Annotated in this window: 39 protein-coding genes; all 39 read right to left on the bottom strand. The window is 35.9% G+C overall.

Features of this window, described 5'->3' with window-relative positions; all coding sequences use genetic code 11:
* Nucleotides 1-85: 85 nt before the first annotated feature.
* Entirely contained in the window at nucleotides 86-550 is a 465-nt protein-coding gene (locus LPC20_RS05340; RefSeq protein WP_229323222.1) for a UpxY family transcription antiterminator, read from the bottom strand.
* Nucleotides 551-611: 61 nt separating this feature from the next.
* Nucleotides 612-2,003, bottom strand: a complete 1,392-nt coding sequence (locus LPC20_RS05335; protein ID WP_229323220.1) for a UDP-glucose 6-dehydrogenase — start codon at nucleotides 2,001-2,003, stop codon at nucleotides 612-614.
* A gap of 30 nt (nucleotides 2,004-2,033) precedes the next feature.
* Nucleotides 2,034-2,654, bottom strand: a complete 621-nt coding sequence (gene recR / locus LPC20_RS05330) for a recombination mediator RecR (RefSeq protein WP_229323218.1) — start codon at nucleotides 2,652-2,654, stop codon at nucleotides 2,034-2,036.
* A 36-nt stretch (nucleotides 2,655-2,690) separates the two neighbouring features.
* Nucleotides 2,691-3,056, bottom strand: coding sequence for a CoA-binding protein (locus LPC20_RS05325; RefSeq protein ID WP_229323216.1), 366 nt, complete (start codon nucleotides 3,054-3,056; stop codon nucleotides 2,691-2,693).
* 62 nt (nucleotides 3,057-3,118) lie between these two features.
* Entirely contained in the window at nucleotides 3,119-4,060 is a 942-nt protein-coding gene (gene ctlX / locus LPC20_RS05320) for a citrulline utilization hydrolase CtlX (RefSeq protein WP_229323214.1), read from the bottom strand.
* 76 nt (nucleotides 4,061-4,136) lie between these two features.
* On the bottom strand, nucleotides 4,137-5,051 hold the full coding sequence (locus LPC20_RS05315) for a dimethylarginine dimethylaminohydrolase family protein (RefSeq protein ID WP_229323212.1): 915 nt from the start codon (nucleotides 5,049-5,051) through the stop codon (nucleotides 4,137-4,139).
* Between the two features lie 79 nt (nucleotides 5,052-5,130).
* Nucleotides 5,131-6,402, bottom strand: coding sequence for a citrate synthase (locus tag LPC20_RS05310; protein ID WP_229323210.1), 1,272 nt, complete (start codon nucleotides 6,400-6,402; stop codon nucleotides 5,131-5,133).
* 156 nt (nucleotides 6,403-6,558) lie between these two features.
* On the bottom strand, nucleotides 6,559-7,851 hold the full coding sequence (eno, locus tag LPC20_RS05305) for a phosphopyruvate hydratase (protein WP_229323208.1): 1,293 nt from the start codon (nucleotides 7,849-7,851) through the stop codon (nucleotides 6,559-6,561).
* 201 nt (nucleotides 7,852-8,052) lie between these two features.
* Nucleotides 8,053-9,153, bottom strand: a complete 1,101-nt coding sequence (gene carA, locus LPC20_RS05300) for a glutamine-hydrolyzing carbamoyl-phosphate synthase small subunit (RefSeq protein WP_229323206.1) — start codon at nucleotides 9,151-9,153, stop codon at nucleotides 8,053-8,055.
* Between the two features lie 157 nt (nucleotides 9,154-9,310).
* A complete protein-coding gene (gene rplQ, locus LPC20_RS05295) occupies nucleotides 9,311-9,814 on the bottom strand; it encodes a 50S ribosomal protein L17 (RefSeq protein ID WP_229323204.1) in 504 nt (167 codons plus the stop codon).
* Between the two features lie 40 nt (nucleotides 9,815-9,854).
* Nucleotides 9,855-10,847 carry a DNA-directed RNA polymerase subunit alpha gene (locus LPC20_RS05290; protein ID WP_229323202.1) on the bottom strand — a complete coding sequence of 331 codons (993 nt, stop codon included), beginning with the start codon at nucleotides 10,845-10,847 and terminating at the stop codon, nucleotides 9,855-9,857.
* A 21-nt stretch (nucleotides 10,848-10,868) separates the two neighbouring features.
* Nucleotides 10,869-11,474 (bottom strand): 30S ribosomal protein S4, encoded by a 606-nt coding sequence (gene rpsD / locus LPC20_RS05285; RefSeq protein WP_229323200.1) that lies wholly within the window; start codon nucleotides 11,472-11,474, stop codon nucleotides 10,869-10,871.
* A gap of 92 nt (nucleotides 11,475-11,566) precedes the next feature.
* The gene (gene rpsK, locus LPC20_RS05280; RefSeq protein ID WP_229316093.1) at nucleotides 11,567-11,950 is read right to left on the bottom strand and encodes a 30S ribosomal protein S11; all 384 of its coding nucleotides are present in this window, start codon (nucleotides 11,948-11,950) and stop codon (nucleotides 11,567-11,569) included.
* An 8-nt stretch (nucleotides 11,951-11,958) separates the two neighbouring features.
* Entirely contained in the window at nucleotides 11,959-12,333 is a 375-nt protein-coding gene (gene rpsM, locus LPC20_RS05275; RefSeq protein ID WP_064716171.1) for a 30S ribosomal protein S13, read from the bottom strand.
* Nucleotides 12,334-12,335: 2 nt separating this feature from the next.
* Entirely contained in the window at nucleotides 12,336-12,452 is a 117-nt protein-coding gene (gene ykgO, locus LPC20_RS05270; protein WP_002987490.1) for a type B 50S ribosomal protein L36, read from the bottom strand.
* A 14-nt stretch (nucleotides 12,453-12,466) separates the two neighbouring features.
* The gene (gene infA / locus LPC20_RS05265; protein ID WP_011963449.1) at nucleotides 12,467-12,682 is read right to left on the bottom strand and encodes a translation initiation factor IF-1; all 216 of its coding nucleotides are present in this window, start codon (nucleotides 12,680-12,682) and stop codon (nucleotides 12,467-12,469) included.
* A gap of 3 nt (nucleotides 12,683-12,685) precedes the next feature.
* Complete coding sequence (gene secY / locus LPC20_RS05260; protein ID WP_229323198.1) at nucleotides 12,686-14,032, bottom strand: preprotein translocase subunit SecY; 1,347 nt, start codon at nucleotides 14,030-14,032, stop codon at nucleotides 12,686-12,688.
* Nucleotides 14,033-14,044: 12 nt separating this feature from the next.
* Nucleotides 14,045-14,497, bottom strand: coding sequence for a 50S ribosomal protein L15 (gene rplO, locus LPC20_RS05255; protein ID WP_229323196.1), 453 nt, complete (start codon nucleotides 14,495-14,497; stop codon nucleotides 14,045-14,047).
* 11 nt (nucleotides 14,498-14,508) lie between these two features.
* Nucleotides 14,509-14,691 carry a 50S ribosomal protein L30 gene (gene rpmD, locus LPC20_RS05250; RefSeq protein WP_229323194.1) on the bottom strand — a complete coding sequence of 61 codons (183 nt, stop codon included), beginning with the start codon at nucleotides 14,689-14,691 and terminating at the stop codon, nucleotides 14,509-14,511.
* A gap of 14 nt (nucleotides 14,692-14,705) precedes the next feature.
* Complete coding sequence (gene rpsE, locus LPC20_RS05245; protein ID WP_229318511.1) at nucleotides 14,706-15,230, bottom strand: 30S ribosomal protein S5; 525 nt, start codon at nucleotides 15,228-15,230, stop codon at nucleotides 14,706-14,708.
* Nucleotides 15,231-15,236: 6 nt separating this feature from the next.
* Complete coding sequence (rplR, locus tag LPC20_RS05240; protein ID WP_229323192.1) at nucleotides 15,237-15,587, bottom strand: 50S ribosomal protein L18; 351 nt, start codon at nucleotides 15,585-15,587, stop codon at nucleotides 15,237-15,239.
* A gap of 11 nt (nucleotides 15,588-15,598) precedes the next feature.
* The gene (gene rplF / locus LPC20_RS05235; RefSeq protein WP_229323190.1) at nucleotides 15,599-16,141 is read right to left on the bottom strand and encodes a 50S ribosomal protein L6; all 543 of its coding nucleotides are present in this window, start codon (nucleotides 16,139-16,141) and stop codon (nucleotides 15,599-15,601) included.
* An 18-nt stretch (nucleotides 16,142-16,159) separates the two neighbouring features.
* A complete protein-coding gene (gene rpsH / locus LPC20_RS05230) occupies nucleotides 16,160-16,558 on the bottom strand; it encodes a 30S ribosomal protein S8 (RefSeq protein WP_229318508.1) in 399 nt (132 codons plus the stop codon).
* Nucleotides 16,559-16,633: 75 nt separating this feature from the next.
* The gene (gene rpsN, locus LPC20_RS05225; RefSeq protein WP_121337687.1) at nucleotides 16,634-16,903 is read right to left on the bottom strand and encodes a 30S ribosomal protein S14; all 270 of its coding nucleotides are present in this window, start codon (nucleotides 16,901-16,903) and stop codon (nucleotides 16,634-16,636) included.
* A gap of 3 nt (nucleotides 16,904-16,906) precedes the next feature.
* Nucleotides 16,907-17,458 carry a 50S ribosomal protein L5 gene (gene rplE / locus LPC20_RS05220; protein WP_047774308.1) on the bottom strand — a complete coding sequence of 184 codons (552 nt, stop codon included), beginning with the start codon at nucleotides 17,456-17,458 and terminating at the stop codon, nucleotides 16,907-16,909.
* Nucleotides 17,459-17,460: 2 nt separating this feature from the next.
* Nucleotides 17,461-17,775 carry a 50S ribosomal protein L24 gene (gene rplX, locus LPC20_RS05215; protein ID WP_229318507.1) on the bottom strand — a complete coding sequence of 105 codons (315 nt, stop codon included), beginning with the start codon at nucleotides 17,773-17,775 and terminating at the stop codon, nucleotides 17,461-17,463.
* An 11-nt stretch (nucleotides 17,776-17,786) separates the two neighbouring features.
* Complete coding sequence (rplN, locus tag LPC20_RS05210; RefSeq protein WP_007803649.1) at nucleotides 17,787-18,155, bottom strand: 50S ribosomal protein L14; 369 nt, start codon at nucleotides 18,153-18,155, stop codon at nucleotides 17,787-17,789.
* A 2-nt stretch (nucleotides 18,156-18,157) separates the two neighbouring features.
* Nucleotides 18,158-18,415, bottom strand: coding sequence for a 30S ribosomal protein S17 (gene rpsQ, locus LPC20_RS05205; protein ID WP_229318505.1), 258 nt, complete (start codon nucleotides 18,413-18,415; stop codon nucleotides 18,158-18,160).
* 17 nt (nucleotides 18,416-18,432) lie between these two features.
* A complete protein-coding gene (rpmC, locus tag LPC20_RS05200) occupies nucleotides 18,433-18,624 on the bottom strand; it encodes a 50S ribosomal protein L29 (RefSeq protein ID WP_229323188.1) in 192 nt (63 codons plus the stop codon).
* A gap of 12 nt (nucleotides 18,625-18,636) precedes the next feature.
* The gene (rplP, locus tag LPC20_RS05195; protein WP_017495016.1) at nucleotides 18,637-19,062 is read right to left on the bottom strand and encodes a 50S ribosomal protein L16; all 426 of its coding nucleotides are present in this window, start codon (nucleotides 19,060-19,062) and stop codon (nucleotides 18,637-18,639) included.
* A 19-nt stretch (nucleotides 19,063-19,081) separates the two neighbouring features.
* Nucleotides 19,082-19,837, bottom strand: a complete 756-nt coding sequence (rpsC, locus tag LPC20_RS05190; RefSeq protein ID WP_229318501.1) for a 30S ribosomal protein S3 — start codon at nucleotides 19,835-19,837, stop codon at nucleotides 19,082-19,084.
* A gap of 5 nt (nucleotides 19,838-19,842) precedes the next feature.
* Nucleotides 19,843-20,253, bottom strand: a complete 411-nt coding sequence (rplV, locus tag LPC20_RS05185) for a 50S ribosomal protein L22 (RefSeq protein WP_229323186.1) — start codon at nucleotides 20,251-20,253, stop codon at nucleotides 19,843-19,845.
* Nucleotides 20,254-20,259: 6 nt separating this feature from the next.
* Nucleotides 20,260-20,538 carry a 30S ribosomal protein S19 gene (gene rpsS, locus LPC20_RS05180; protein ID WP_229318495.1) on the bottom strand — a complete coding sequence of 93 codons (279 nt, stop codon included), beginning with the start codon at nucleotides 20,536-20,538 and terminating at the stop codon, nucleotides 20,260-20,262.
* Between the two features lie 6 nt (nucleotides 20,539-20,544).
* Nucleotides 20,545-21,369 (bottom strand): 50S ribosomal protein L2, encoded by an 825-nt coding sequence (gene rplB, locus LPC20_RS05175; protein WP_059114053.1) that lies wholly within the window; start codon nucleotides 21,367-21,369, stop codon nucleotides 20,545-20,547.
* A 9-nt stretch (nucleotides 21,370-21,378) separates the two neighbouring features.
* Nucleotides 21,379-21,669: a 50S ribosomal protein L23 gene (gene rplW, locus LPC20_RS05170; protein ID WP_229318493.1), complete on the bottom strand. Its 291-nt coding sequence runs from the start codon at nucleotides 21,667-21,669 to the stop codon at nucleotides 21,379-21,381.
* Between the two features lie 8 nt (nucleotides 21,670-21,677).
* Nucleotides 21,678-22,307, bottom strand: coding sequence for a 50S ribosomal protein L4 (rplD, locus tag LPC20_RS05165; RefSeq protein ID WP_229318484.1), 630 nt, complete (start codon nucleotides 22,305-22,307; stop codon nucleotides 21,678-21,680).
* Nucleotides 22,307-22,924 carry a 50S ribosomal protein L3 gene (gene rplC, locus LPC20_RS05160; RefSeq protein WP_229323185.1) on the bottom strand — a complete coding sequence of 206 codons (618 nt, stop codon included), beginning with the start codon at nucleotides 22,922-22,924 and terminating at the stop codon, nucleotides 22,307-22,309. Before rplC ends, rplD begins: the two co-directional genes overlap by 1 nt.
* A gap of 159 nt (nucleotides 22,925-23,083) precedes the next feature.
* Nucleotides 23,084-23,389 carry a 30S ribosomal protein S10 gene (rpsJ, locus tag LPC20_RS05155; RefSeq protein WP_007803605.1) on the bottom strand — a complete coding sequence of 102 codons (306 nt, stop codon included), beginning with the start codon at nucleotides 23,387-23,389 and terminating at the stop codon, nucleotides 23,084-23,086.
* An 11-nt stretch (nucleotides 23,390-23,400) separates the two neighbouring features.
* Nucleotides 23,401-25,557 (bottom strand): elongation factor G, encoded by a 2,157-nt coding sequence (fusA, locus tag LPC20_RS05150; RefSeq protein ID WP_229323183.1) that lies wholly within the window; start codon nucleotides 25,555-25,557, stop codon nucleotides 23,401-23,403.
* Nucleotides 25,558-25,563: the final 6 nt, after the last annotated feature.

The raw sequence follows: 25,563 nt of genomic DNA, 5'->3' as shown, positions 1-25,563 counted from the left end.
GGGAATAAAAAAGTAGTAAATTAGAAATAGTCAGTATATTACAATTACTTATAACCGATAACAGACAACCGACAACCGACAACTCTTACTTATGCTTCATCTTCAGCACGCATCCCATGGATTCCAATACGAGAATGTAATGGGAGTTGGTTACTTTTTGTACTACGGCTTTGTGGTTCACAAAAGGACCTGAATCGACTTCAATAGTATCTCCCACTTGATAAGTGCTCACTTCAATTTCGGCAACATCTGGAGCATTCAACCATTTTTTGATGGTGGTAATTTCGTCTTCGCGCACAATAGCAGGTTTTTGTAACCAAAACAAATAGCGCACAGCACCCGGTGATTGAAACACCAAAGAACGGTCTTTCTCATCAAGGTGCACAAAAACATAGGAATTGAACAAAGGCATTTCGACCTTTTTCTTACGATCAGACCATTGACGTTCTTTGACCACTAAAGGACAATAGCAATCAATTCCGATCGCTTGCAATTGCTCTGCCACTTTCTTTTCCCATTTGGGTTTAGTATAGAGTACGTACCAGTTCATGTTATTTTGCTGCAAAGACACTTAGGCGCTAGGTTAGTAATAATTTAAAAGTCAAAAAAAATTAAGCTCCAATACCTTGGTATACAAAGCCAATGGTTTCCAACTCATTACGATTTAACAAATTACGACCATCGAATACAAAGGCCGGTTTTTGCATACCATCGTATATTTTTTGCCAATCGTAAGTAGTAAATTCATCCCATTCGGTCAAGACTGCAATGGCATGTGCTCCTTGACAGGCCTCATACGCATTAGAGAAAGATTGTATTTGAGCCACATTCGCATCATGCGAACGTGTTTCTAGATAATCCAAATCGGCAATCACCTTAGTAGGCGAAACTTTGGGATCATAAACCGCAATTTGAGCTTGTTCATTGATCAAATCATCAGCTACATAGATTGCAGCTGATTCGCGAGTATCATTCGTATCTTTTTTAAACGCCCAACCCAAAAATGCAATCTTTTTGGATGCCACCGTATTGTATAAGGTTTGAACAATTTTAGCCGAAAAACGTCTTTTTTGATGGTCGTTCATGATAATCACTTGCTCCCAATAATCCGCCACTTCGTTTAATCCATAGGACTTAGCGATGTAGACCAAATTCAATATGTCTTTTTGAAAACAAGAACCTCCAAAACCAACAGAAGATTTCAAAAATTTAGAACCAATACGGCTATCCATTCCAATAGCACGAGCTACTTCATTGACATCAGCTCCGGTTTTTTCACACAATTCGGATAGCGCATTAATCGATGAAATACGCTGCGCTAAAAAAGCATTAGCTGTCAATTTTGACAATTCGGAAGACCAAACATTAGTCGTCAAGATTTTATCTGTTGGCACCCAATTAGCATAGACATCTACTAAGGCCTGAATCGCATTTTGTCCCTCGAGAGTAGTATCACCTCCAATTAAAATACGATCTGGATGTAATAAGTCTTGAACCGCTGTCCCTTCCGCTAAAAACTCTGGATTGGACAAAATTTGAAATTGCACTCCGTTTCCGGTATGGTCTAATATATTTTTAATCGCCTCGGCAGTACGCACCGGCAAAGTAGATTTCTCCACCACAATTTTGTTGTCTTTGGCCACTTGAGCAATTTGACGCGCACACAATTCGATGTACTTTAAATCGGCCGCCATTCCTTTTCCTTTTCCGTAAGTTTTGGTTGGCGTATTCACCGAAATAAAAATCAATTGCGCTTCATCAATCGCTTTTTCCACATCGGTAGAAAAAAAGAGGTTTCTACCTCTGGCTTCTGCTACAACAGCGCTCAAACCCGGTTCATAAATCGGAATATTATCGACATTTTCGTCATTCCAAGCGGCAATACGCTCTGCATTTAAATCGACAACCGTCACTTGAATGTGTGGGCATTTTTGAGTAATTACTGCCATAGTAGGTCCGCCTACATATCCCGCTCCAATGCAACAAATTTTTGTAATCTTCATTGATTCTATCTTTAGTCGTTCGACTTTATTTTAATTGTTCTTGATGGATTTTTCAAAAGGAACGCGTTGTAAAATACTACGTCCTAAGGTCACTTCATCCGCATACTCCAATTCATCTCCCACCGAAATCCCTCTGGCTATCGTAGACAATTCCACTGGATAATCCATAATTTGTTTGTAAATATAAAAATTGGTTGTATCACCTTCCATAGTGGAGCTCAACGCAAAAATGATTTCGCTTACGCCACCTTGCTTTACTTTATCAATCAAAGGACTAATATACAATTGGCTAGGTCCTACCCCGTCAATTGGTGATATTTTACCTCCTAAAACGTGGTAAATACCTCTAAACTGTCCTGTATTTTCTATTGCCATCACATCGCGAATGTCTTCTACCACACAAATCATTTGATGGTTCCGACTCACATTGGCACAAATTTCACACAAATTAGTATCCGAAATATTATTACAGCTCGTGCAATGTTTAATTTCTTCGCGCATGCTTGTCAAAGCTTGGGACAAATACTGCGTTTGTTCCTGTGGTTGTTTCAACAAATGCAAAACCAATCGCAAAGCCGTACGCTTACCAATTCCTGGCAATTGAGACATTTCGTTGACTGCTTTTTCTAATAATTTTGAAGAAAATTCCATGGATACAAAAGTAGTGAATTGAACAAACGAATTGGCTTAATATTGATTGGTAGCCAATAAAACCAAAGTACAAGCAACTTCTACCTGAATATCATTCAGTGCTAACAGTTGGTAAAATTCTGGATTCTCCGTTCCTGGATTAAAAATCACCCGTTTAGGATGGGCTTCAATTATATAATTATAATATTCCCTTTGTCGTGCTGGATTAAGATACAAACTTACTGTGTCTATACTTTTTATAGGCAGTGCTTTGGTTTGGATTTTAACTCCTGCCACCTCACCTGCATTTTGCCCAATCGCCAATACAGAATGCCCTTTGCCCACCAAAGCGGTGATCGCTTTAAAAGCATAACGTTCCGGTTTAGTAGTAGCGCCAAGCACCAAAGTTTTTTTATTTTTCATCGATTTGAATTGTATGCTGCAAAAGTAATCAAAAAAGAAACGTTTGTGTCAAATTATTCCGACTAAACCGTTGCCATAGGTAAGAAAATTTCAGCCATCATACAACGTGCACTTCCCCCTCCACAAGCTTCAATGGTATCTAAATTTGCCTTTAAAATAGTCAAATGCTCTTCTAGTTGCGCAATCTGTTTTTTGGTTAAAGATTGGTAGGCCGAAGCACTCATCACTAAATAGCGACGTTCATTCGCTCCAATCACCTCCAACATATTGCCTGCAAAATTGTTCAACTGCGCTTCTGTAATCAAGATAATTTCTTTTTCGTCACCGCGTAGACTGTCCAAAACCATTTTGCGCTCTTTTTTATCATCAATACAATCCGCACAAATCACTGCAAAGGTGTCGCCAATACACATCATCACATTGGTATGATAAATTAGCTTTCGCTCATCTGCAACTGTTTGAAAGGCTTCAAAAATAACCGGTGTGTATTCAAAATCTTCGCAGAACTCAATGAATAATTCTTCATCAGCACGCGGAGATAAAGCACAATAGGCTTTGCCGTTTTCTCTGTCTAAGACAATACTACCTGTTCCTTCTAGGTAATACCCTTCCGTTTCAGCTGAAGTATAATCCATTATTTCGTTGACCACAAAACCCTCGTCTTCCAATACATCTAAAATATCTTCACGACGCTCCAAACGACGATTTTCAGCAAACATAGGATACAAAACCACATCGCCATTTTCGTGAAACGAAATCCAATTATTCGGAAAAATACTATCGGGCGTATCAGTATCAGTAGTATCCTCTACCACAATAACTTGAATCCCCACAGCACGCAATTGCGCAACGAAAGCATCAAATTCTTGTTGTGCCTTAGCATTAACCGTTGCAGGTAATAATCCGTCCAACACTTTTTGGTAGTAATTATTAACAGCAGTTTGTTCGTTCATTCGAAACGCCACTGGGCGAATCATTAGTATAGCGTTAGTAGTTTGGTTCATGTTTTTTTACTGTTTAAAGTTAGAAGTTTAAAGTTTAAAGTTAGTAACAACCTTAAACTTTAAACTTTAAACACATTTATTCTCTAATCAAAGGCAATGTCGAACATCGCAATAATCCTTCTTGTTTGGCTATTTCAGCATAGGGTATTTCTTCTACTGTAAATCCGTTTTCTCTAAGCCAGTTATTCAAACGTGTAAATTTTCGTTCAGAAACGACCACATCAGGAGCAATCGAAAACACATTCGAATACATATGATACATTTCTTCTCTCTCGATATGAAATAGATTTTCTTTACCAAACAATTGTACTAAGAACATATAATCTGCTTCCTCTCGAAAGCCACGTTTGTAGATAATTCCCTTTGTTTCACCCACAGGTTGAAAACAACAATCCAAATGCAAGGCATTATCACGCGCTTCAATTTTGGATTTAACCAAATCGAATTCTTTTACTATTTTGTTTGGGAACAATTTTCTAAGGTATTCCACACCTTGCCAATTAGTGCGTGCCGTAATATAATCTTTGTAATCACTTCCTTTGTAAGTACCTACAAAAATATAATTCCCCCAAAGCATCACATCGCCTCCTTCAATATGAACCTCTTCGGGTGGGCGAACTACCTTAGTAGGATTCATTTGATCAATCACATATTGAATTGCATCCAATTCGCGCTCTCTATCAGGTAGAATATTAGACTTTACAAATACATCCTCAATAACAAAACCGATATCACGAGTAAAAATCTGATTGTAATTTTCAATTATTTCAGGACGATACACGGTTACACCATACTTTTTGAAAACTGCTTCGAAAGCATCCATTTCAAGAACCATATCGGCTTCAATTGGGTAGGTCCCTGCTATAATATGTTCCAATGATTTTGGATCGTATGCCTCCTCAATTTTTGGAGTTGGCCCATTACTTTTTGCAGTCCCCAGCACTACAGCTCGAAGTCTTGACGACTCATCTTTCACATTTAATTGCAACATAAATTCGGGATTTAAGTGAGCTAAGATAACAAAAAAAGCTTCACTAGAAAGTGAAGCTTTAGAAATATTCGTATTCGAATTATCGTTTAAATTCTCTTAAAGGATGTCCAACATAAACTTGTCTTGGTCTACCAATAGGCTCTTTGTTTTCACGCATTTCTTTCCATTGCGCAATCCAACCAGGTAATCTTCCAATAGCAAACATTACGGTAAACATATCCGTAGGAATTCCTAAGGCTCTGTAAATAATTCCAGAATAGAAATCCACGTTTGGATATAAATTTCTTGATTTGAAGTATTCGTCTTCTAATGCAGACTCTTCTAATTTTTTAGCAATTGCTAAAATTGGATCTTCAACGCCAAGTGTTCCCAATACTTCATCAGCCGCTTTTTTGATAATTTTAGCTCTTGGATCAAAGTTTTTGTACACACGGTGACCAAATCCCATCAAACGGAATGGATCATTTTTATCTTTGGCTTTAGCCAAATACTTATCCGCATCACCACCTGTTTTGTAAATTTCTTCAAGCATTTCTAGTACCGCTTGATTTGCTCCGCCGTGAAGTGGTCCCCAAAGTGCAGAAACCCCTGCAGAAATAGAAGCAAACAAACCAGCATGTGAAGAACCTACCATACGTACAGTAGAAGTAGAACAGTTTTGCTCGTGATCAGCATGAAGAATGAATAATTTATCCAAAGCATTAATAACTACTGGATCAGCAGCATAAGGTCCTGTAGGCAATTCAAACATCAAATGCATGAAATTTTCTACGTATCCTTTTGTATTATCATAATAATTTAACGGGAAGCCCATGCTCTTTCTATACGTCCAAGTTGCAATAACTAAGAATTTACCCATAGTCTTACAAACCGCTTCGTACATTTCTTTACTATTCTCAACATTAACTGACTTTGGATTAAACGCAGTCAAAGCACTTGTCAAAGCTGACAAAACACCCATTGGATGAGCTGTTTTTGGGAAACCATCAATGATATTTTTCATTTCCTCGTTCACCAAAGTATATTTTCTAATGTCTTCCTCAAACTGATGCAATTGCTCTGCTGTAGGTAGTTCACCAAAAATAACTAAATAAGAAACCTCTAGAAAATTCGATTTTTCAGCCAAATCTTCAATAGAATAACCGCGGTAGCGTAATATACCTAGTTCTCCATCAAGGAAAGTGATTTCACTTTTACATGATCCTGAATTTTTGTAGCCTGGATCTAATGTAATTAAACCCGAAGCGTCACGTAATTTACTTATATCAACAGCACCTTCATTTTCGCTTCCAACAATAAGTGGGAGTTCAAATTGATTGCCATCGATTTCTAATGTTGCTATTTTTGACATATTATTAATAGAAATAAAAATTTATAAAATATTTTTCTCAAATTTAGGGAATTCAATATTAATTTGAAAATTAATCCCGTATTGAAAGTGTTAATTTTTTTACAAAAAAAAACCATTCACTATAAGCGAATGGTTAATTACTATCAAATGAGTTGATTATTTAATTTTGAAAGCATTTTTTCCAGGAAAGTAAGCTGTATTTCCTAGTTCTTCTTCAATACGAATCAACTGATTGTATTTGGCCATACGATCAGAACGTGAAGCCGAACCTGTTTTAATTTGACCACAGTTCAACGCCACAGCTAAATCAGCAATAGTGTTGTCTTCTGTTTCTCCTGAACGGTGTGACATTACTGAAGTATAACCTGCATTTTTTGCCATGTTTACTGCTGCGATCGTTTCAGTCAAGGTACCAATTTGGTTTACTTTTACTAAAATCGAATTGGCAATTCCTTTTTCAATTCCTGTTGACAAACGCTCTACATTAGTTACAAACAAATCGTCTCCAACTAATTGTACTTTGTCACCAATTTTTTCAGTCAATAATTTCCATCCATCCCAGTCGTTTTCATACATTCCGTCTTCGATAGAAATAATTGGGTATTTAGCAGCTAATTCAGCTAGATAAGTAGCTTGTTCTTCTGAAGTTCTTACTTTTCCAGTAGGGCCTTCAAATTTAGAATAATCGTATTTTCCGTTTACATAAAATTCTGAAGCAGCACAGTCTAAAGCAATCATAATTTCGTCACCAAAAGTATATCCTGCATTCTCAACCGCTTTTTTAATTGTATCCAAAGCATCTTCCGTTCCACCAGCTAGATTAGGCGCAAAACCACCTTCATCACCTACTGCAGTCGAAAGACCTCTATCGTGTAACACTTTTTTCAAACTATGAAAAATCTCAGTACCCATTTGCATAGAGTGTGAGAAAGAAGTTGCTTTTACAGGGAAAATCATAAACTCTTGAAAAGCAATAGGCGCATCAGAGTGAGATCCACCGTTGATGATATTCATCATTGGTACTGGCAAAGTGTTGGCTGATACACCACCTACGTAACGGTATAATGGCAATCCTAATTCATTTGCAGCCGCTTTTGCAGCAGCCAAAGACACTCCTAAAATAGCATTAGCACCTAATTTAGATTTATTTGGCGTACCATCTAAATCAATCATCATTTGGTCCAATACATTTTGTTCAAAAACTGAAGTCCCAACTAACTCATCAGCGATAAGAGTATTAACATTTTTCACAGCATTCAAAACTCCTTTTCCTAAGAACGCTTTTCCACCATCACGTAACTCAACAGCTTCGTGTTCTCCCGTAGAAGCTCCAGATGGAACTGCTGCTCTACCTAAAACACCATTTTCTGTGATAACATCAACTTCAATAGTAGGATTTCCTCTAGAATCAAAAATTTGTCTTGCATGAATTTTGACAATAATACTCATAATTGGTTTATTTTAAATTGTTGAACTTTATTATTTTATGGCAAATATATTACATCTTTAGTTAATGAAAATATAAAAAAAATCAATCTTATTAACGAAAACGTTGTAATTCTCGCAAGAAAAATTAAGATCAATCAATAAGCTTGTATTTTGAAAATAAGCCTATAAAAAAAGCGAAGTGGTATCACTTCGCCTTTTATTTTATTTTTTCATGTTCTCAATAAATTGATCAAACAGATACGATGAATCATGTGGACCAGGACTTGCTTCAGGATGGTATTGTACTGAAAAACAGTTTTTATTTTTCATACGCATACCAGCAACGGTTGCATCATTCAAATGCAAATGGGTAATTTCTAAATCAGGATGTTGTTCTAATTCTTCTTTATTGACAGCAAAACCGTGGTTTTGAGAAGTAATCTCTCCTTTACCCGTAATAACGTTCTTTACAGGATGGTTGATCCCTCGATGCCCATTAAACATTTTATAAGTAGATACACCATTTGCCAAAGCAATTACTTGGTGTCCTAAACAAATTCCAAATAGAGGTTTGTTGTTAGCAATAATTTCTTTTGCTACTCCAATAGCACTCGTCAAAGGATCGGGATCACCAGGGCCATTTGATAAGAAGTAACCATCCGGATTAAACGAAGCTAAGTCGGTATAAGTGGCATCATAAGGAAATACCTTGATGTAACAATCTCTTTTAGCAAAGTTGCGAAGTATATTGGTTTTAATCCCTAAATCTAACGCAGCAATTTTATAACTAGCATTTTCATCTCCAAAGAAATAAGGTTCCTTAGTAGATACTTTAGAGGCCAACTCCAATCCTTTCATATCTGGAACTTGAGCTAAAGCGGCTTTCAATTCTTCAATAGGAGTTCCGTCAGTACAGATAACAGAATTCATAGCGCCATTATCACGAATATAACTTACTAAAGCGCGAGTGTCTACATCCGAAATACAGATGAGATTTTGCTTGATAAAATACTCTTCTAAACTTTCGGTAGCATCTGGACGAGAATAATTAAAACTGAAATTTTTACATACTAAGCCAGCAATCTTTATTCCTTGCGATTCTATTTCTTTGTCATTCACACCGTAGTTACCAATGTGAGCATTAGTAGCGACCATGATTTGGCCAAAATAAGAAGGATCTGTAAAGATTTCTTGGTATCCTGTCATTCCGGTATTGAAACAAACTTCACCAAAAGTAGTTCCGCTAATTCCAATAGATTTTCCGTGAAAAATAGTTCCATCACTTAATAATAGAATGGCACTTTGTCTAGTTGTGTATTTCATGTGTAGTTAAATATGCTGCAAATTTAAATTATAAAAGCAGCGATTGCAATTATTTTATAGAAGATTTTGAAAAGTTATGATTTTGAAAAAAATCAAAAAAAAAGGATAAACTAAAATTAGTTTATCCTTTTCTATTATTGAATGATTAACATCATAACTATTCAGCAGCTTCAGTAGTTGGTTCAGCATCAGCAACTGGAATTTCTGCAACAGGAGCTGCTTCAACTTCATCCGCTTTTTTAGCTTTTCCACCACGACGGCTTTTTGCTTTTTTAACTTCTTTTTTACCTCCGTTGTAAAGTTCGTTGAAATCTACTAATTCGATCATCGCCATATCAGCATTATCTCCTAAACGATTTCCAACTTTAATGATACGAGTGTATCCACCTGGACGGTCACCTACTTTAGCAGCTACATCTCTGAACAAGTCAGTTACTGCATATTTGCTACGTAAGTAAGAAAAAACAATACGACGATTGTGAGTCGTATCTGCTTTTGATTTTGTTATTAATGGCTCAACAAATTGTTTAAGCGCTTTTGCTTTAGCAACAGTAGTGTTAATACGTTTGTGCTCAATAAGAGAACAAGCCATATTAGCCAACATAGATTTTCTATGTGCAGTCTGTCTGCTTAAGTGATTGAATTTTTTTCCGTGTCTCATTGCTTTATGAAATGTAACCTACCCTAAAGGGGAGATTAGATTATTCTTTATCTAGTTTGTATTTTGCCAAGTCCATTCCGAAGGTCAAGTTTTTAACCGCTACTAACTCATCAAGTTCAGTTAACGATTTCTTACCGAAATTACGGAATTTCATTAGGTCATTTTTATTGAACGATACTAAATCACCAAGTGTATCAACTTCAGCCGCTTTCAAGCAGTTTAATGCTCTAACAGAAAGATCCATATCAACAAGCTTAGTTTTAAGCAATTGTCTCATGTGTAATGATTCCTCATCGTATGATTCTGTTTGTGCTATTTCGTCAGCCTCAAGAGTGATTCTTTCGTCTGAGAACAACATGAAATGGTGAATTAAAACTTTAGCCGCTTCAGTAAGTGCATCTTTAGGATTAATAGAACCATCAGTTTTAATTTCAAAAACTAATTTTTCATAATCTGTTTTTTGCTCTACACGGAAGTTTTCAATAGCATATTTTACATTTTTTACCGGAGTAAAAATTGAATCTGTAAAAATGGTTCCAATTGCAGCATTTTGTTTTTTGTTCTCTTCAGCAGGAACATATCCTCTACCTTTTTCAATTGTTAAATCGAAATTCAGTTTGACTTTACTATCAATGTTACAAATTACAAGTTCTGGATTCAGAACTTGAAAACCTGAAATAAATTTTTGAAAATCACCAGCTGTTAATTGCTCTTTACCAGAAACTGAAATAGTAACAGATTCATTATCGATATCTTCAATTTGACGTTTGAAACGTACTTGTTTAAGATTAAGGATAATTTCGGTAACGTCTTCAACAACTCCTGAAATAGTAGAAAACTCATGATCTACACCTTCGATGCGAACCGATGTGATTGCATAACCTTCCAATGCTGAAAGCAAAACTCTTCTAAGTGCATTACCAACAGTCAATCCGTAACCAGGTTCTAAAGGTCTAAATTCAAATTTACCTTCAAAATCGGTTGAATCGATCATGATAACTTTATCGGGCTTCTGAAAATTAAATATTGCCATAAATTTCGACTAAGTCAATTATTATTTGTTGTACAACTCTACGATTAATTGTTCTTTAATGTTTTCTGGAATTTGCAATCTTGCAGGTACAGAAACAAAAGTTCCTTGCTTAAGATCGTTATTCCATGTAATCCACTCATAAACATGACTTGAATTAGATAAAGAACGTTCGATAGCCTCTAATGATTTAGATTTTTCACGAACTGCAACTATATCACCAGGCTTAAGGTGGTAAGAAGGAATATTAACCACTTCACCATTTACAGTGATGTGTCTGTGAGAAACGATTTGACGAGCACCTCTTCTAGAAGGAGCAATACCCATTCTAAAAACAACATTGTCTAATCTTGCTTCACACAATTGTAATAAAACTTCACCAGTAACACCTTTAGTAGCTGATGCTTTTTCGAATAAATTTCTGAATTGTTTTTCTAAAATTCCATAAGAATATTTAGCTTTTTGCTTTTCCATCAACTGGACAGCATATTCAGATTTTTTTCCTCTTTTTTTAGCCATCCCGTGTTGACCAGGTGGGTAATTTCTTCTTTCGAAAGCTTTATCGTCTCCGAAAATTGCCTCGCCGAATTTACGTGCGATTCTTGTACTTGGACCAGTATATCTTGCCATTTTAAATTGTTTAAGATAGAGATTATGAATTCAGGTCATATCCTTCGATAATCTATAACCTATCTAGTTATACTATAATTAATTTTTGAGTATTAAACTCTACGTCTTTTAGGAGGACGACATCCATTATGAGGCATTGGAGTTACATCAATGATTTCAGTAACCTCAATCCCACCGTTATGTAAAGAACGGATAGCAGACTCACGTCCGTTTCCAGGTCCTTTAACATACACTTTTACTTTTTTAAGTCCAGCTTCTAGAGCTACTTTAGTACAATCTTCTGCTGCCATTTGTGCTGCGTACGGAGTATTCTTTTTAGAACCTCTGAAACCCATCTTACCAGCTGAAGACCAAGAAATAACTTCACCTTTTTTGTTAGTCAAAGAAATGATGATGTTGTTAAAAGTAGCAGAAATATGAGCTTCTCCCGTTGATTCAACGATAACTTTACGTTTTTTTGCAGTTGCTTTAGCCATATTACTTATTATTTAGTTGCTTTTTTCTTGTTAGCAACAGTTTTTCTTTTACCTTTTCTTGTTCTAGAGTTGTTTTTAGTTCTTTGTCCTCTTAATGGAAGACCAGATCTATGACGGATACCTCTATAACAACCAATATCCATTAAACGTTTGATGTTCAAAGAAACCTCAGAACGTAATTCTCCTTCAATTTTGAAAGCTGAAACGGCTTCACGAATTGCTCCGATCTCGTCGTCATTCCAATCTTGAACTTTTTTATCTTGGCTAACTTGAGCTTTTTCTAAAATCTCAATTGCTCTACTTTTTCCTAATCCAAAGATATAGGTTAGTGCTATAACACCTCTCTTGTTTTTTGGGATATCTACCCCTGCTATTCTTGCCATAATTATCCTTGTCTTTGTTTAAATCTAGGATTCTTTTTGTTGATTACGTATAATCTTCCTTTTCTACGAACGATAATGCACTCGGCACTTCTCTTTTTCACTGATGCTCTTACTTTCATTGTTGAAATATCTTTTAATATCTATAAGTAATTCTTGCTTTTGACAAATCGTAAGGACTCATTTCTAGTTTCACTTTATCACCAGGTAATAATTTGATGTAATGCATACGCATTTTTCCAGAAATATGAGCAATTACAATGTGTCCATTTTCTAACTCCACACGGAACATTGCATTTGACAATGCTTCAATAATGGCTCCGTCTTGTTCTATTGCTGATTGCTTTGCCATAGGTTACGCTACTGCTTTTCTATTTTTACCCGTTTTCATTAAACCATCATAATGTTGGTTCAATAGGTAAGAATTAATTTGTTGCATCGTATCAATAGCAACACCAACCATAATAATTAAAGAGGTACCTCCAAAAAACATAGCCCAAGACTGTTGAACATCCATCACACTAACTACAATAGCTGGGAACACAGCAATCAAAGCTAGGAATAGAGATCCTGGGAAAGTAATTAAAGACATCACTTTATCAAGAAAATCTGAAGTTTCAACTCCTGGTTTAACACCTGGAATAAATCCACCACTTCTTTTCAAATCATCAGACATTTTGTTAGTAGGAACTGTAATTGCAGTGTAAAAGAATGTAAACACAACAATTAATGTTGCAAAAACAATATTATACCACAATCCGAACATATTACTAAAAGCACCAACAATAGATTGAGATGCATCTGATTTAGACAGACCTGCGACAGCAGCCGGAATAAACATAATCGCCTGAGCAAAGATAATTGGCATAACCCCAGCAGCATTAAGCTTCAAAGGAATCCATTGTCTATTACCACCCATAACGTCTTGTTCATAGTCACCAGTTGATGTACGACGAGCATATTGAACAGGTATCTTTCTAACCGCCATAACAAGTAATACACAAGAAATAATTACCAACAACCAAACAATAATTTCAATTACCAATAACATTGGTCCACCATTATTGTTAGTTACTCTAGTTGTAAATTCTTGAATAAAAGCTTGTGGTAAACGAGCTAAAATACCTACCATAATTAACAAAGAAATACCATTACCAATTCCTTTATCAGTAATTTTTTCTCCTAACCACATAGCAAATATGGTTCCTGTAGTTAAAATAACCACTGAAGAAAATAAGAATTCAAAAGAATTAAAACCTAATAAAAAAGCATTACCAGGTAAGGTTCTGTATAAATTGTAAATGTAAGTAGGCCCCTGAAGTAAAGTAATTCCAATTGTTAACCAACGAGTAATTTGATTGATCTTCTTTCTACCACTTTCACCATCGCTTTGTAGCTTCTGCAAGTAAGGAATAGCCATACCCATCAATTGTACTACAATAGATGCAGAAATGTAAGGCATAATACCTAAAGCAAAAACAGACGCTTGAGAAAAAGCTCCACCTGTAAACATATCCAAAATAGAACCTATTCCGTCTTTTGTTTGACCAGCTAAATTAGCCAATTGTGTAGCATCAATCCCTGGAAGCGTAACTTGAGCTCCAAATCGATAGATTAATAGCAAACCAAGAGTCATAAGAATACGATTCTTTAACTCTTCGATTTTCCAAACATTACTTATTGATTCAATAAATTTCTTCATCTTAATTGAAAATTATAATGTTACAGCTTCTCCACCTGCAGCTTCAATAGCCGCTTTTGCAGTAGCAGTAAATTTATGAGCAGTTACTTTTAATTTTGCTTTCAATTCACCTCTACCTAAAATCTTAACGATTTCATTTTTAGTAGCCAAACGATTAGCAACATATACTGCCATATCAACAGTATCAGTAATTACTCCATTATCAACTAATAATTGAAGAGTATCTAAATTAACACCTTCGTATTCTTTACGGTTGATGTTTGTGAAACCAAACTTAGGTACACGTCTTTGAAGTGGCATTTGACCACCTTCAAAACCAATCTTTTTAGAATAACCAGAACGAGACTTAGCTCCTTTGTGACCACGTGCAGCAGTACCACCTTTACCAGAACCTTCTCCTCTACCTAATCTTTTATTTTGATTGTGTGTAGCACCTTCAGCAGGTTGTAAGTTACTTAAATTCATAACTATAATTGTTATTTAACTTCCTCTACGGAAACTAAGTGTTTAACTTTATTTATCATACCAAGGATTGCAGGATTTGAATCATGCTCTACAACTTGTCCCATTTTACGTAGACCTAAAGCTTCTAAACCTCTCTTTTGAGAAAGAGGACAGTTAATTTTGCTTCGAACTTGTTTTACTACTAATTTAGCCATAATTTCCTTGAATATTAACCTTTAAAAACTTTTTCTAAAGATACTCCTCTTTGTTTTGCAACAGTGTGAGCACTTCTCATTTGTAACAAAGCATCAAAAGTTGCTTTTACTACGTTGTGAGGATTTGAAGATCCTTGAGATTTAGACAATACATCGTGAATACCTACTGATTCAAGAACTGAACGAACAGCTCCACCAGCAATAACTCCTGTACCATGAGAGGCAGGAATTAAGAATACACGTGCACCACCAAATTTACCTTTTTGTTCGTGAGGAACTGATTGTCCATTCAAAGGAATACGAACTAAATTTTTCTTAGCATCTTCTACTGCTTTCGCAATTGCTTCAGAAACATCTTTAGATTTTCCTAATCCGTGACCTACCACTCCATTTTCATCACCTACCACTACAATAGCAGAAAAACCAAATGCTCTACCACCTTTTGTAACTTTAGTAACACGATTTACACTCACCAAACGGTCTTTCAATTCAAGACCAGCTGATTTTACTAACTCTATATTTTTGTATTTATTAGACATACTATATTAGAATTTAAGTCCAGCAGCTCTCGCGCCTTCTGCTAATGATTTAATACGACCGTGATATAAATAACCTCCTCTATCGAAAGTTACTGCATCAATACCGGCTTTTAACGCTTTTTCGCCAACTAGTTTTCCAACTGCTGCAGCAACTTCAACGTTTGTACCTTTACCTATTTCTTTTTCTCTTGAAGAGGCAGCTATTAAAGTAACTCCATTTACATCATCAATTAATTGAGCGTAAATTTCTTTGTTACTTCTAAAAACAGAAAGTCTAGGTTTAGCAGCAGTACCGCTAACAATCTTTCTAATTCTGAATTTAATTCTCTGTCTTCTATCAGATTTTGTTAATGACATAATCTTATTTTTTAAGCTGATTTACCTGCTTTTCTTCTTAATACTTCACCTACGAATTTAACACCTTTTCCTTTGTATGGCTCAGGCTTACGGAAACCTCTGATTTTCGCAGCTACCTGACCTAAAAGTTGTTTGTCAAATGATGTTAATTTCACAATTGGGTTTTTCCCTTTTTCAGAAATCGTCTCCACATTTACTTCTGGAGCTACTTCTAAAATGATATTATGTGAATATCCAAGAGCTAAATCTAATTTTTGACCTTGGTTTGAAGCTCTATAACCTACTCCAACCAATTCCAATTCTTTAGTAAAACCTGTTGATACACCTTGAATCATGTTGTTGATTAAAGATCTGTATAAACCGTGTTTTGCTCTTTGGTCTTTCTGATCAGACGATCTTTCTACTAGAACTTGACCGTCTTCAACTTTTACAGTTACGTCCGAAAACTCCTGTGTTAGTTGACCATTCTTTCCTTTTACTGTAACGATACCTTCAGCAACTTCTACAGTTACACCAGCAGGGATTACAATTGGATTTTTACCTATTCTTGACATCTTATATAGTCTTTAATATTAGTATACGTAACAAATTACTTCACCACCCACATTCAATTGCTTAGCTTGTTTCCCAGTCATAAGACCTTTTGAAGTAGAAACAATCGCAATACCTAATCCGTTAAGGATTCTTGGAATTTTAGAAGCACCTGCATATTTACGTAAACCTGGTTTACTAATTCTTTGGATATCTTTGATAACAGGCTCTTTAGTATCTTTATCATACTTCAAAGCAATTTTGATAGAACCCTGAACGGTATTCTGCTCAAACTTATAACTTAAGATATACCCTTGATCAAATAAGATCTTTGTAATCTCTTTTTTTAGATTAGATGCCGGAATTTCAACAACTTTGTGGTTTGCAGCCACAGCGTTACGAACTCGCGTCAAGTAATCTGCAATTGGATCTGTATACATATGTATCAATTTGCGGTTTTGGTTTTCGATGGCACCCTGCCATCGAACCTTAAACCAATTTATAATTCTTTATTCTTACCAGCTAGCTTTCTTAACTCCAGGAATTAACCCGTTGTTAGCCATTTCGCGGAATGTTACACGTGAAATACCAAATTGACGAATATATCCTCTTGGTCTTCCAGTTAATTTACAACGATTGTGTAAACGAACAGGTGAAGCATTTTTTGGTAATTTTTGCAAACCTACGAAATCTCCAGCTTCTAACAAAGCTTTTCTTTTCTCAGCATACTTTGCTACCGTTTTTTCTCTTTTCACCTCGCGGGCTTTCATTGATTCTTTAGCCATGTCTTAATTCTTTTTAAAAGGTAATCCTAGTTCAGCCAATAACGATTTTGCTTCCTTATCTGTTTGAGCAGTAGTAACAAATGTGATATCCATTCCAGATATTTTGTTTACTTTATCAATATCAATTTCTGGGAAAATGATTTGCTCTAACACTCCAAGGTTATAGTTACCTCTTCCGTCGAAACCAGTAGCTTTGATACCACTAAAATCTCTAACACGTGGTAAAGCAGAAGTAATAAGTCTGTCTAAAAACTCATACATTCTTTCTCCACGAAGAGTTACTTTTGCTCCAATTGGCATTCCTTTTCTCAATTTGAAAGACGCAACGTCTTTCTTAGAAATTGTAGAAACTGCTTTTTGTCCAGTGATCTTTGTCAATTCATCAACTGCATAGTCGATTAATTTTTTATCAGATACAGCTGCACCAACTCCACGGCTCAAAACGATTTTTTCCAATTTTGGAACTTGCATTACGTTTGTATATCCGAATTCCTCTTTAAGAGCAGCAATAACTCTGCTCTTGTATTCTTCTTTTAGTCTAGGTGTATATGCCATCACTATAGTACTTGATTAGATTTTTTTGAAAATCTCACTTTCTTATCTCCTTCTACTCTAATACCAACTCTAGTTGTTCCTTTAGTTTTAGGATCAATTAAAGCAATATTTGAAATTTGAATAGAAGCTTCTTTCTTAACGATACCACCTTGAGGGTTTTTAGCACTTGGTTTAGTATGTTTCGAAACCATGTTTACACCTTCAACGATCGCTTTGTTTTTCTCACGGTACACGCGTAAAACTTTACCTTCAGCACCTTTATGGTCACCTGCAATAACTCTTACTACGTCTCCTGATTTTATTTTTAGCTTTATCATCTTAAAACGAATTAAAGCACTTCTGGTGCTAATGATACAATTTTCATGAATTGTTTTTCACGAAGTTCTCTTGCTACCGGACCAAAAACACGAGTTCCTCTCATTTCACCAGCAGCATTCAATAACACACATGCGTTGTCATCAAATCTGATGTATGAACCATCGGCTCTTCTCACTTCTTTTTTGGTACGTACAACAACTGCAGTTGAAACAGCTCCTTTTTTAACGTTTCCGTTAGGAGTTGCATCTTTGATAGAAACTACAATCTTGTCACCAACAGAGGCATACCTTCTTTTGGTACCTCCTAAAACACGGATAGTTAAAACTTCTTTAGCTCCTGTGTTATCTGCTACTTTTAGTCTTGATTCTTGTTGTACCATAATTATTTAGCTCTTTCAATGATTTCAACTAACCTCCAACATTTTGTTTTACTCAAAGGACGAGTTTCACTTATCCTTACAGTATCTCCAATGTTACAGTCGTTCTTTTCGTCGTGTGCGTGATACTTTTTAGTTTTCAACACGAACTTACCGTATAAAGGGTGTTTTACTTTACGTACTTCAGCAACAACAATAGATTTCTCCATTTTGTTAGAAGTAACAACACCAATTCTCTCTTTTCTTAAATTTCTTTTTTCCATCTTTCAGCAGATTACAATTATTGTAACTCTCTTTTTGTAAGCTCAGTCGCCAATCTTGCAATTGTTCTTCTTACAGTTCTAATCTGTAATGGATTCTCAATTGGTGAGATAGCGTGAGCCAATTTTAGGTTAGCATAAGCTTTCTTAGTCTGGCTAAGATTTTCTTGCAACTCAGCTGCAGAAAGATTTTTTATTTCTGATTGTTTCATAATATAATTAGATTATGCTTCGAAATCTCTCGCAACAACGAATTTAGTTTTTACTGGAAGTTTTTGTGCTGCAAGACGTAACGCCTCTTTTGCAACTGACAAAGGTACTCCACCAACTTCAAACATGATTCTTCCGGGTTTAACAACGGCAGCCCAATATTCAACGGCTCCTTTACCTTTACCCATACGTACTTCAAGAGGTTTCTTAGTGATTGGTTTGTCTGGAAATATTTTGATCCATAATTGTCCTTCTCTCTTCATGTAACGAGTTGCAGCAATACGTGCAGCTTCGATTTGACGAGAGGTTAAGAACATTCCATCTTCATGTACAGATTTAATACCAAACATTCCATTAGAAAGTTCATGCCCTCTTTGAGAGTTTCCTTTCATTTTACCTTTCTGTACCTTACGGTATTTTGTTCTTTTAGGCTGTAACATTTTTCTTTAGTTTAAAAATTTACTTTCTTTTACGAGCGTCTGGTTTTCCACCTTTATTAAAGTTAGATTTGCCTCTAGGAGCATCTCCACCTTTACCACCTGCACCAGATTGTTTTTTGTCCATTCCAGCAAGCGGAGAAAGATCTCTCTTTCCATAAACTTCACCTTTCATGATCCATACTTTAATACCCATTCTACCATAAGTAGTATGCGCTTCTGCTAAAGCATAATCAATATCGGCTCTGAAAGTTGATAGAGGAATTCTACCTTCTTTGAAACCTTCTGAACGCGCCATCTCAGCTCCATTCAAACGACCAGAAATCAAAACTTTGATACCTTCAGCGTTCATACGCATAGAAGCAGCAATAGCCATTTTGATTGCACGTCTGTAAGAAATACGACTCTCGATTTGACGACAGATACTTGTTGCAACTAAATAAGCATCAAGTTCAGGTCTTTTGATTTCAAAGATGTTAATTTGAACCTCTTTGTCAGTAATTTTCTTAAGTTCTTCTTTCAACTTGTCTACCTCTTGCCCACCTTTTCCGATAATGATACCAGGTCTAGCAGTTGTGATAGTAACGGTTACAAGTTTCAAAGTTCTCTCGATGATTACTTTTGATACACTAGCTTTTGATAAACGAGCATGGATGTACTTTCTGATTTTGTGATCTTCGGCTAATTTATCGCCATAATCATTTCCACCATACCAGTTAGAGTCCCATCCTCTGATGATACCAAGTCTATTTCCAATTGGATTTGTCTTTTGTCCCATCTTTATTAATTGCTTTGTGTGTTATTAATAGCTCCTAACACGATTGTTACGTGGTTAGAACGTTTTCTAATTCTGTGTGCACGACCTTGTGGAGCTGGACGAAGTCTTTTCAACATCATACCACCATCTACTCTGATCTCTTTTATAAATAAGCCTGCTTCAGTAACATTACCTTCACTATTTTTTTGCTCCCAGTTATTGATTGCAGATAATAATAGTTTCTCTAATTTTCTTGAAGCTTCTTTTGAGCTAAATCTTAATATATTAAGTGCTCTTTCCACTTTCTGACCTCTTACCAAGTCCGCAACTAAGCGCATTTTTCTAGGTGAAGTAGGGCAGTTATTCAATTTTGCAAAAGCTAGTGACTTATTAGCCTCTTTTCTTGCGTCTGCTGTTTCTCTTTTACGAACTCCCATTGCTTCTTATTTTTTACCTTTATTTTTTGCTCCAGCGTGACCTCTAAAAGATCTTGTTGGTGAAAATTCTCCTAATTTGTGACCTACCATGTTTTCTGTAACGTAAACTGGTACAAACTGACGACCGTTATGAACTGCGATTGTTTGTCCAACAAAGTCTGGAGTGATCATTGAAGCTCTAGACCATGTCTTAACAACTCCACTACCACCTTTTTCAATGTTTTCTTGAACTTTCTTGTCTAACTTATAATGAACGAAAGGTCCTTTTTTTAATGAACGTGCCATATCTTATTATTTCTTTCTACGTTCTACGATATACTTGTTACTCGGGTTTTTCTTAGAACGAGTTCTATAACCTTTAGCTGGTATTCCATTTCTTGAACGTGGATGTCCACCAGAAGAACGTCCTTCACCACCACCCATTGGGTGATCGACAGGGTTCATTGCAACAGGTCTTGTTCTAGGTCTTCTTCCTAACCATCTTGTTCTACCTGCTTTACCAGATACAACTAATTGATGATCAGAATTAGAAACTGCTCCAATTGTAGCTGAACAGGTTAACAAGATTAATCTTGTTTCTCCTGATGGCATTTTAATTGTAGCATATTTTCCATCTCTTGCCATTAATTGAGCGAATGTTCCAGCTGAACGAGCAATAACTGCTCCTTGACCTGGACGCAACTCAATACATGAAATAACAGTTCCTAATGGAATTCTGCTTAATGGCAATGTATTACCAATTTCAGGTTGAGATTCTGGTCCAGAAACTAATTTCTGACCCACTTTCAATCCGTTTTGTGCAATAACATAAGTTTTCTCTCCATCAGCATAAGCTAATAAAGCGATAAACGCAGTACGATTTGGATCGTATTCGATTGATTTAACCGTAGCAGGAATTCCTTCTTTAGTACGTTTAAAATCAATAATACGATATCTCTGCTTGTGACCACCACCCGTATAACGCATGGTCATCTTTCCTTGACTATTTCTACCTCCAGAGTTTTTTATCGGCGCTATCAAAGAGCGTTCCGGCTTATCAGTTGTAATGGCGTCATAACCATTCACAACTCTAAATCGCTGACCTGGGGTAATAGGTTTTAATTTTCTAACTGACATTGTTCTCTATTAGATATTGTTGTAAAAATCAATTGATTCTCCTTCTTTTACTTGTACAAATGCTTTCTTTTCAGCATTTGTTTTACCACTGATCAAACCACTTTTAGTGTATTTTGTAGTTCTATCCGGTCTTACGTTAATTGTGTTAACACTAACAACAGTTACTCCATAAGTAGCTTCAACAGCTTTCTTAATCTCAACTTTGTTTGCTTTTTTGTTAACAAAAAATCCGAAGCGGTTTAAAACTTCACTTTCTTTGGTTACTTTTTCAGTTACTATAGGTCTGATTATAATACTCATTTTCCTATTTATTTGCTTAAATTATCTTCAATTCCTTCCAAAGAACCTTCTAAAAGCACTACATTATTAGCGTTTAAGATGGCGTAAGTACTTAATTCTGAGCTACTTACTACGTTAGAAGCCTTTAAATTGCGTGACGACAAATATACATTTTTATTTGAATCACCCAACACGAACAAGGATTTTTTGTTTTCTAAGCCTAACGATTTCAAAACGTTAATGAAATTTTTAGTGCTTGGAGTTTCAAAATTGAAGTCTTCTAAAACGATGATATTTGACTCTTTTGCTTTGATTGAGAAAGCTGATTTTCTAGCTAAACGTTTCAAGTTTTTATTCAATTTGAATGAATAACTTCTTGGTCTAGGTCCGAAAACTGTTCCTCCACCTTTAAACAATGGGTTTTTTGCAGAACCAGCACGAGCTGTTCCGGTACCTTTTTGTTTCTTAATCTTACGTGTACTTCCCGCAACTTCAGCTCTTTCTTTTGCTTTGTGCGTTCCTTGTCTTTGATTAGCAAGATATTGCTTCACATCAAGGTATACTGCGTGATTATTTGGTTCAATTGCGAATACTGAATCAGAAAGTTGAACTTTTCTTCCAGTATCTTTTCCGTTGAAATCTAATACTTTTACTTCCATTACTTCTGAATGATTACATAAGAGTTGTTATGACCAGGAACACATCCTTTAATAACAAGTAGGTTCTTTTCAGCCACTACTTTTAAAACTCTAAGGTTTTGAACTTTTACATTATCTCCTCCCATTCTTCCAGCCATACGCATTCCTTTGAATACTCTAGATGGATAAGAAGAAGCTCCTACAGAACCTGGCGCTCTTAAACGGTTGTGCTGACCATGTGTAGCTTGTCCAACACCACCAAAACCGTGACGTTTAACAACACCTTGGAAACCTTTACCTTTAGATACACCTTGTACATCTACAAATTCTCCTTCTTCAAAAATAGAAACATCAATAAGATCTCCTAATTTTTGTTCAGTTGCAAAATTTTGGAATTCAACGACTTTTTTCTTAGCAACAGTTCCCGCTTTTTTAAAGTGACCTAAAGCCGCTTTTGTGGAATGTTTCTCGTTTTTGTCATCGAAACCAAGTTGCAACGCTTCATACCCGTCAACACCTTTGGTTCTGACTTGGGTAACAACACATGGTCCAGCTTCGATTACTGTACAAGGAATATTCTTCCCGTTTTCGTCGAAAATGCTAGTCATGCCGATTTTTCTACCAATTAACCCAGACATAAATATTAATTATTAATTATTAAATATAAATATAGAACACCCATTTAAGCGGATTCTATTTTTTTAAAATGAGGTGCAAAAGTAGAACTTATTTGCAGATATTCCAAAAAATAGTTTTCGCTTAAACGGAATGCTCTTGTATTTCGAAAATACAGCTACCTAAACTTTGATTTCTACTTCAACTCCACTAGGCAATTCTAATTTCATTAAAGCATCAATAGTTTTAGATGAAGATGAATAAATGTCAATTAATCTCTTGTATGACATCACTTCAAATTGTTCTCTCGCTTTTTTGTTAACGTGTGGAGAACGTAATACCGTGAATAATTTTTTGTGAGTTGGCAATGGAATTGGTCCTGTTACAACTGCACCGGTAGTTTTCACCGTTTTTACAATCTTTTCAGCAGACTTGTCTACCAACATATGATCGTAAGATTTTAGTTTTATTCTGATTTTTTGACTCATTTTCTTAAAAATTAAGCGTTACCTTTTGCTTTTTTGATCACTTCTTCTGAAATATTAGAAGGAGTTTGTTCATAGTGTGAAAATTCCATAGTAGAAGTTGCTCTACCTGATGATAATGTTCTTAATGTTGTAACATATCCAAACATTTCAGATAAAGGAACATTTGCTTTAATAGTTTTAGCACCTGCTCTGTCTCCCATGTCATTTACTTGACCTCTTCTTCTATTCAAATCCCCAACGATATCCCCCATATTTTCTTCTGGAGTAATCACTTCGATTTTCATAATAGGCTCAAGGATAACTGCACCAGCTGCTTTTGCCACTTCTTTATAACCCATTCTTGCAGCTAATTCAAATGACAATGCATCAGAATCCACTGGGTGATAAGAACCGTCTAATAAAGTTACTTTTAAACTATCTACAGTATAACCAGCTAATGGTCCTGTCTTCATAGCTTCTCTGAAACCTTTCTCAACAGCAGGAATATATTCTTTAGGAACGTTTCCTCCTTTAACTTCATTCACAAATTGTAATCCAACTGGAGCTTTTCCATCAACAACATCTGCAGGCTCTAAACGGAAAACGATATCTCCAAATTTACCACGACCTCCAGATTGTTTTTTGTACACTTCTCTATGTTGAGCTTCTTTTGTAAACGCTTCTTTGTATTCTACTTGAGGCTCACCTTGGTTTACTTCAACTTTGAATTCACGTTTCATACGATCTACAAGAATGTCTAAGTGTAACTCACCCATACCTGAAATAATCGTTTGACCTGAAGCTTCATCAGTTCTTACAGTAAATGTTGGATCTTCCTCTGCCAATTTAGCCAAAGCCATACCCATTTTATCAACGTCAGCTTTAGTTTTAGGCTCAATAGCGATACCAATTACAGGATCTGGGAATTTCATAGACTCAAGGATAATTGGGTGTTTTTCATCACACATAGTATCCCCAGTTTTGATATCTTTAAATCCAACAGCCGCTCCAATATCTCCAGCCTCAATATATTCGATTGGATTTTGTTTGTTAGCGTGCATTTGGTAGATACGAGAAATTCTTTCTTTGTTTCCTGAACGCGTGTTCAAGATGTAAGAACCTGCATCCAAACGACCAGAATACGCACGGAAGAAAGCCAAACGACCAACATAAGGGTCAGTAGCAATCTTAAATGCCAAAGCAGCGAACGGCTCTTTTACATCTGGACGACGTAATATTTTAGTTTGATCTTCTTCTAATAAATCAGCATCATCAGGATGAATTCCTTCAATACCTTCTTTATCCAATGGAGATGGTAAGTACTTACAAACTGCATCTAACATGAACTGAACTCCTTTATTTTTGAAAGAAGAACCTGCAATCATAGGAATAATCGCCATATCAATTGTAGCAGCTCTCAAAGCAGTGTTGATTTCATCCTCTGTAATAGAGTTTTCATCTTCCATGTACTTATCCAATAGATTTTCATCATAGTCAGCTACTGCTTCAATAAGAATAGATCTATATGCTTTTACATCATCTACCATATCAGCAGGAATATCAACAATATCAAAAGTCGCTCCTTGTGTAGCATCATGCCAAATAATAGCTTGATTTTTTACCAAGTCAACTACTCCTTTGAAATCATTCTCTTCACCAATAGGCAAAGTGATTGCAACAGCGTTAGATTTCAACATATCTCTAACTTGTTGACATACGTTTAAGAAGTTAGAACCTTGACGGTCCATTTTATTTACGAATCCCATACGTGGAACTCTATATTGATCGGCTAATCTCCAGTTAGTTTCTGATTGTGGCTCAACACCATCAACCGCACTAAATAAGAAAACTAAACCATCAAGCACACGTAATGAACGGTTTACCTCTACAGTAAAGTCAACGTGACCTGGGGTATCAATAATATTAAAATGGTAACCTGTAGTTTCAGGTAAAATTTTACCTTGCTCAGTTGGAAAATTCCACTCACAAGTTGTAGCAGCAGAAGTAATTGTAATACCTCTTTCTTGCTCTTGTGCCATCCAGTCCATTGTTGCAGCACCATCATGCACCTCACCAATTTTGTGTGATTTTCCTGTATAGAATAAAATACGCTCTGTTGTTGTTGTTTTACCAGCATCAATATGAGCAGCAATACCTATGTTTCTTGTATATTTTAAATCTCTAGCCATTTCTTA

The sequence above is a fragment of the Flavobacterium ammonificans genome (genome assembly GCF_020886115.1).
Lineage (GTDB): Bacteria > Bacteroidota > Bacteroidia > Flavobacteriales > Flavobacteriaceae > Flavobacterium > Flavobacterium ammonificans.
Note: the sequence above shows the minus strand (reverse complement) of the source record. Positions and strands in the feature narration are given on the sequence as shown.

Bases quoted from the DNA above. Each gene is read 5' to 3' on its own strand.
- LPC20_RS05340 (WP_229323222.1), bottom strand. From the start codon at position 550: ATGAACTGGTACGTACTCTATACTAAACCCAAATGGGAAAAGAAAGTG.
- LPC20_RS05335 (WP_229323220.1), bottom strand. From the start codon at position 2,003: ATGAAGATTACAAAAATTTGTTGCATTGGAGCGGGATATGTAGGCGGA.
- recR (WP_229323218.1), bottom strand. From the start codon at position 2,654: ATGGAATTTTCTTCAAAATTATTAGAAAAAGCAGTCAACGAAATGTCT.
- LPC20_RS05325 (WP_229323216.1), bottom strand. From the start codon at position 3,056: ATGAAAAATAAAAAAACTTTGGTGCTTGGCGCTACTACTAAACCGGAA.
- ctlX (WP_229323214.1), bottom strand. From the start codon at position 4,060: ATGAACCAAACTACTAACGCTATACTAATGATTCGCCCAGTGGCGTTT.
- LPC20_RS05315 (WP_229323212.1), bottom strand. From the start codon at position 5,051: ATGTTGCAATTAAATGTGAAAGATGAGTCGTCAAGACTTCGAGCTGTA.
- LPC20_RS05310 (WP_229323210.1), bottom strand. From the start codon at position 6,402: ATGTCAAAAATAGCAACATTAGAAATCGATGGCAATCAATTTGAACTC.
- eno (WP_229323208.1), bottom strand. From the start codon at position 7,851: ATGAGTATTATTGTCAAAATTCATGCAAGACAAATTTTTGATTCTAGA.
- carA (WP_229323206.1), bottom strand. From the start codon at position 9,153: ATGAAATACACAACTAGACAAAGTGCCATTCTATTATTAAGTGATGGA.
- rplQ (WP_229323204.1), bottom strand. From the start codon at position 9,814: ATGAGACACGGAAAAAAATTCAATCACTTAAGCAGACAGACTGCACAT.
- LPC20_RS05290 (WP_229323202.1), bottom strand. From the start codon at position 10,847: ATGGCAATATTTAATTTTCAGAAGCCCGATAAAGTTATCATGATCGAT.
- rpsD (WP_229323200.1), bottom strand. From the start codon at position 11,474: ATGGCAAGATATACTGGTCCAAGTACAAGAATCGCACGTAAATTCGGC.
- rpsK (WP_229316093.1), bottom strand. From the start codon at position 11,950: ATGGCTAAAGCAACTGCAAAAAAACGTAAAGTTATCGTTGAATCAACG.
- rpsM (WP_064716171.1), bottom strand. From the start codon at position 12,333: ATGGCAAGAATAGCAGGGGTAGATATCCCAAAAAACAAGAGAGGTGTT.
- ykgO (WP_002987490.1), bottom strand. From the start codon at position 12,452: ATGAAAGTAAGAGCATCAGTGAAAAAGAGAAGTGCCGAGTGCATTATC.
- infA (WP_011963449.1), bottom strand. From the start codon at position 12,682: ATGGCAAAGCAATCAGCAATAGAACAAGACGGAGCCATTATTGAAGCA.
- secY (WP_229323198.1), bottom strand. From the start codon at position 14,032: ATGAAGAAATTTATTGAATCAATAAGTAATGTTTGGAAAATCGAAGAG.
- rplO (WP_229323196.1), bottom strand. From the start codon at position 14,497: ATGAATTTAAGTAACTTACAACCTGCTGAAGGTGCTACACACAATCAA.
- rpmD (WP_229323194.1), bottom strand. From the start codon at position 14,691: ATGGCTAAATTAGTAGTAAAACAAGTTCGAAGCAAAATTAACTGTCCT.
- rpsE (WP_229318511.1), bottom strand. From the start codon at position 15,230: ATGTCTAATAAATACAAAAATATAGAGTTAGTAAAATCAGCTGGTCTT.
- rplR (WP_229323192.1), bottom strand. From the start codon at position 15,587: ATGTCATTAACAAAATCTGATAGAAGACAGAGAATTAAATTCAGAATT.
- rplF (WP_229323190.1), bottom strand. From the start codon at position 16,141: ATGTCAAGAATAGGTAAAAATCCAATTGTAATCCCTGCTGGTGTAACT.
- rpsH (WP_229318508.1), bottom strand. From the start codon at position 16,558: ATGTATACAGATCCAATTGCAGATTACTTGACGCGAGTTCGTAACGCT.
- rpsN (WP_121337687.1), bottom strand. From the start codon at position 16,903: ATGGCTAAAGAATCAATGAAAGCCCGCGAGGTGAAAAGAGAAAAAACG.
- rplE (WP_047774308.1), bottom strand. From the start codon at position 17,458: ATGGCATATACACCTAGACTAAAAGAAGAATACAAGAGCAGAGTTATT.
- rplX (WP_229318507.1), bottom strand. From the start codon at position 17,775: ATGATAAAGCTAAAAATAAAATCAGGAGACGTAGTAAGAGTTATTGCA.
- rplN (WP_007803649.1), bottom strand. From the start codon at position 18,155: ATGGTACAACAAGAATCAAGACTAAAAGTAGCAGATAACACAGGAGCT.
- rpsQ (WP_229318505.1), bottom strand. From the start codon at position 18,415: ATGGAAAAAAGAAATTTAAGAAAAGAGAGAATTGGTGTTGTTACTTCT.
- rpmC (WP_229323188.1), bottom strand. From the start codon at position 18,624: ATGAAACAATCAGAAATAAAAAATCTTTCTGCAGCTGAGTTGCAAGAA.
- rplP (WP_017495016.1), bottom strand. From the start codon at position 19,062: ATGTTACAGCCTAAAAGAACAAAATACCGTAAGGTACAGAAAGGTAAA.
- rpsC (WP_229318501.1), bottom strand. From the start codon at position 19,837: ATGGGACAAAAGACAAATCCAATTGGAAATAGACTTGGTATCATCAGA.
- rplV (WP_229323186.1), bottom strand. From the start codon at position 20,253: ATGGGAGTTCGTAAAAGAGAAACAGCAGACGCAAGAAAAGAGGCTAAT.
- rpsS (WP_229318495.1), bottom strand. From the start codon at position 20,538: ATGGCACGTTCATTAAAAAAAGGACCTTTCGTTCATTATAAGTTAGAC.
- rplB (WP_059114053.1), bottom strand. From the start codon at position 21,369: ATGTCAGTTAGAAAATTAAAACCTATTACCCCAGGTCAGCGATTTAGA.
- rplW (WP_229318493.1), bottom strand. From the start codon at position 21,669: ATGAGTATTATAATCAGACCTATAGTAACTGAAAAAGTAACCAAAGAA.
- rplD (WP_229318484.1), bottom strand. From the start codon at position 22,307: ATGGAAGTAAAAGTATTAGATTTCAACGGAAAAGATACTGGAAGAAAA.
- rplC (WP_229323185.1), bottom strand. From the start codon at position 22,924: ATGTCTGGGTTAATTGGTAGAAAAATCGGCATGACTAGCATTTTCGAC.
- rpsJ (WP_007803605.1), bottom strand. From the start codon at position 23,389: ATGAGTCAAAAAATCAGAATAAAACTAAAATCTTACGATCATATGTTG.
- fusA (WP_229323183.1), bottom strand. From the start codon at position 25,557: ATGGCTAGAGATTTAAAATATACAAGAAACATAGGTATTGCTGCTCAT.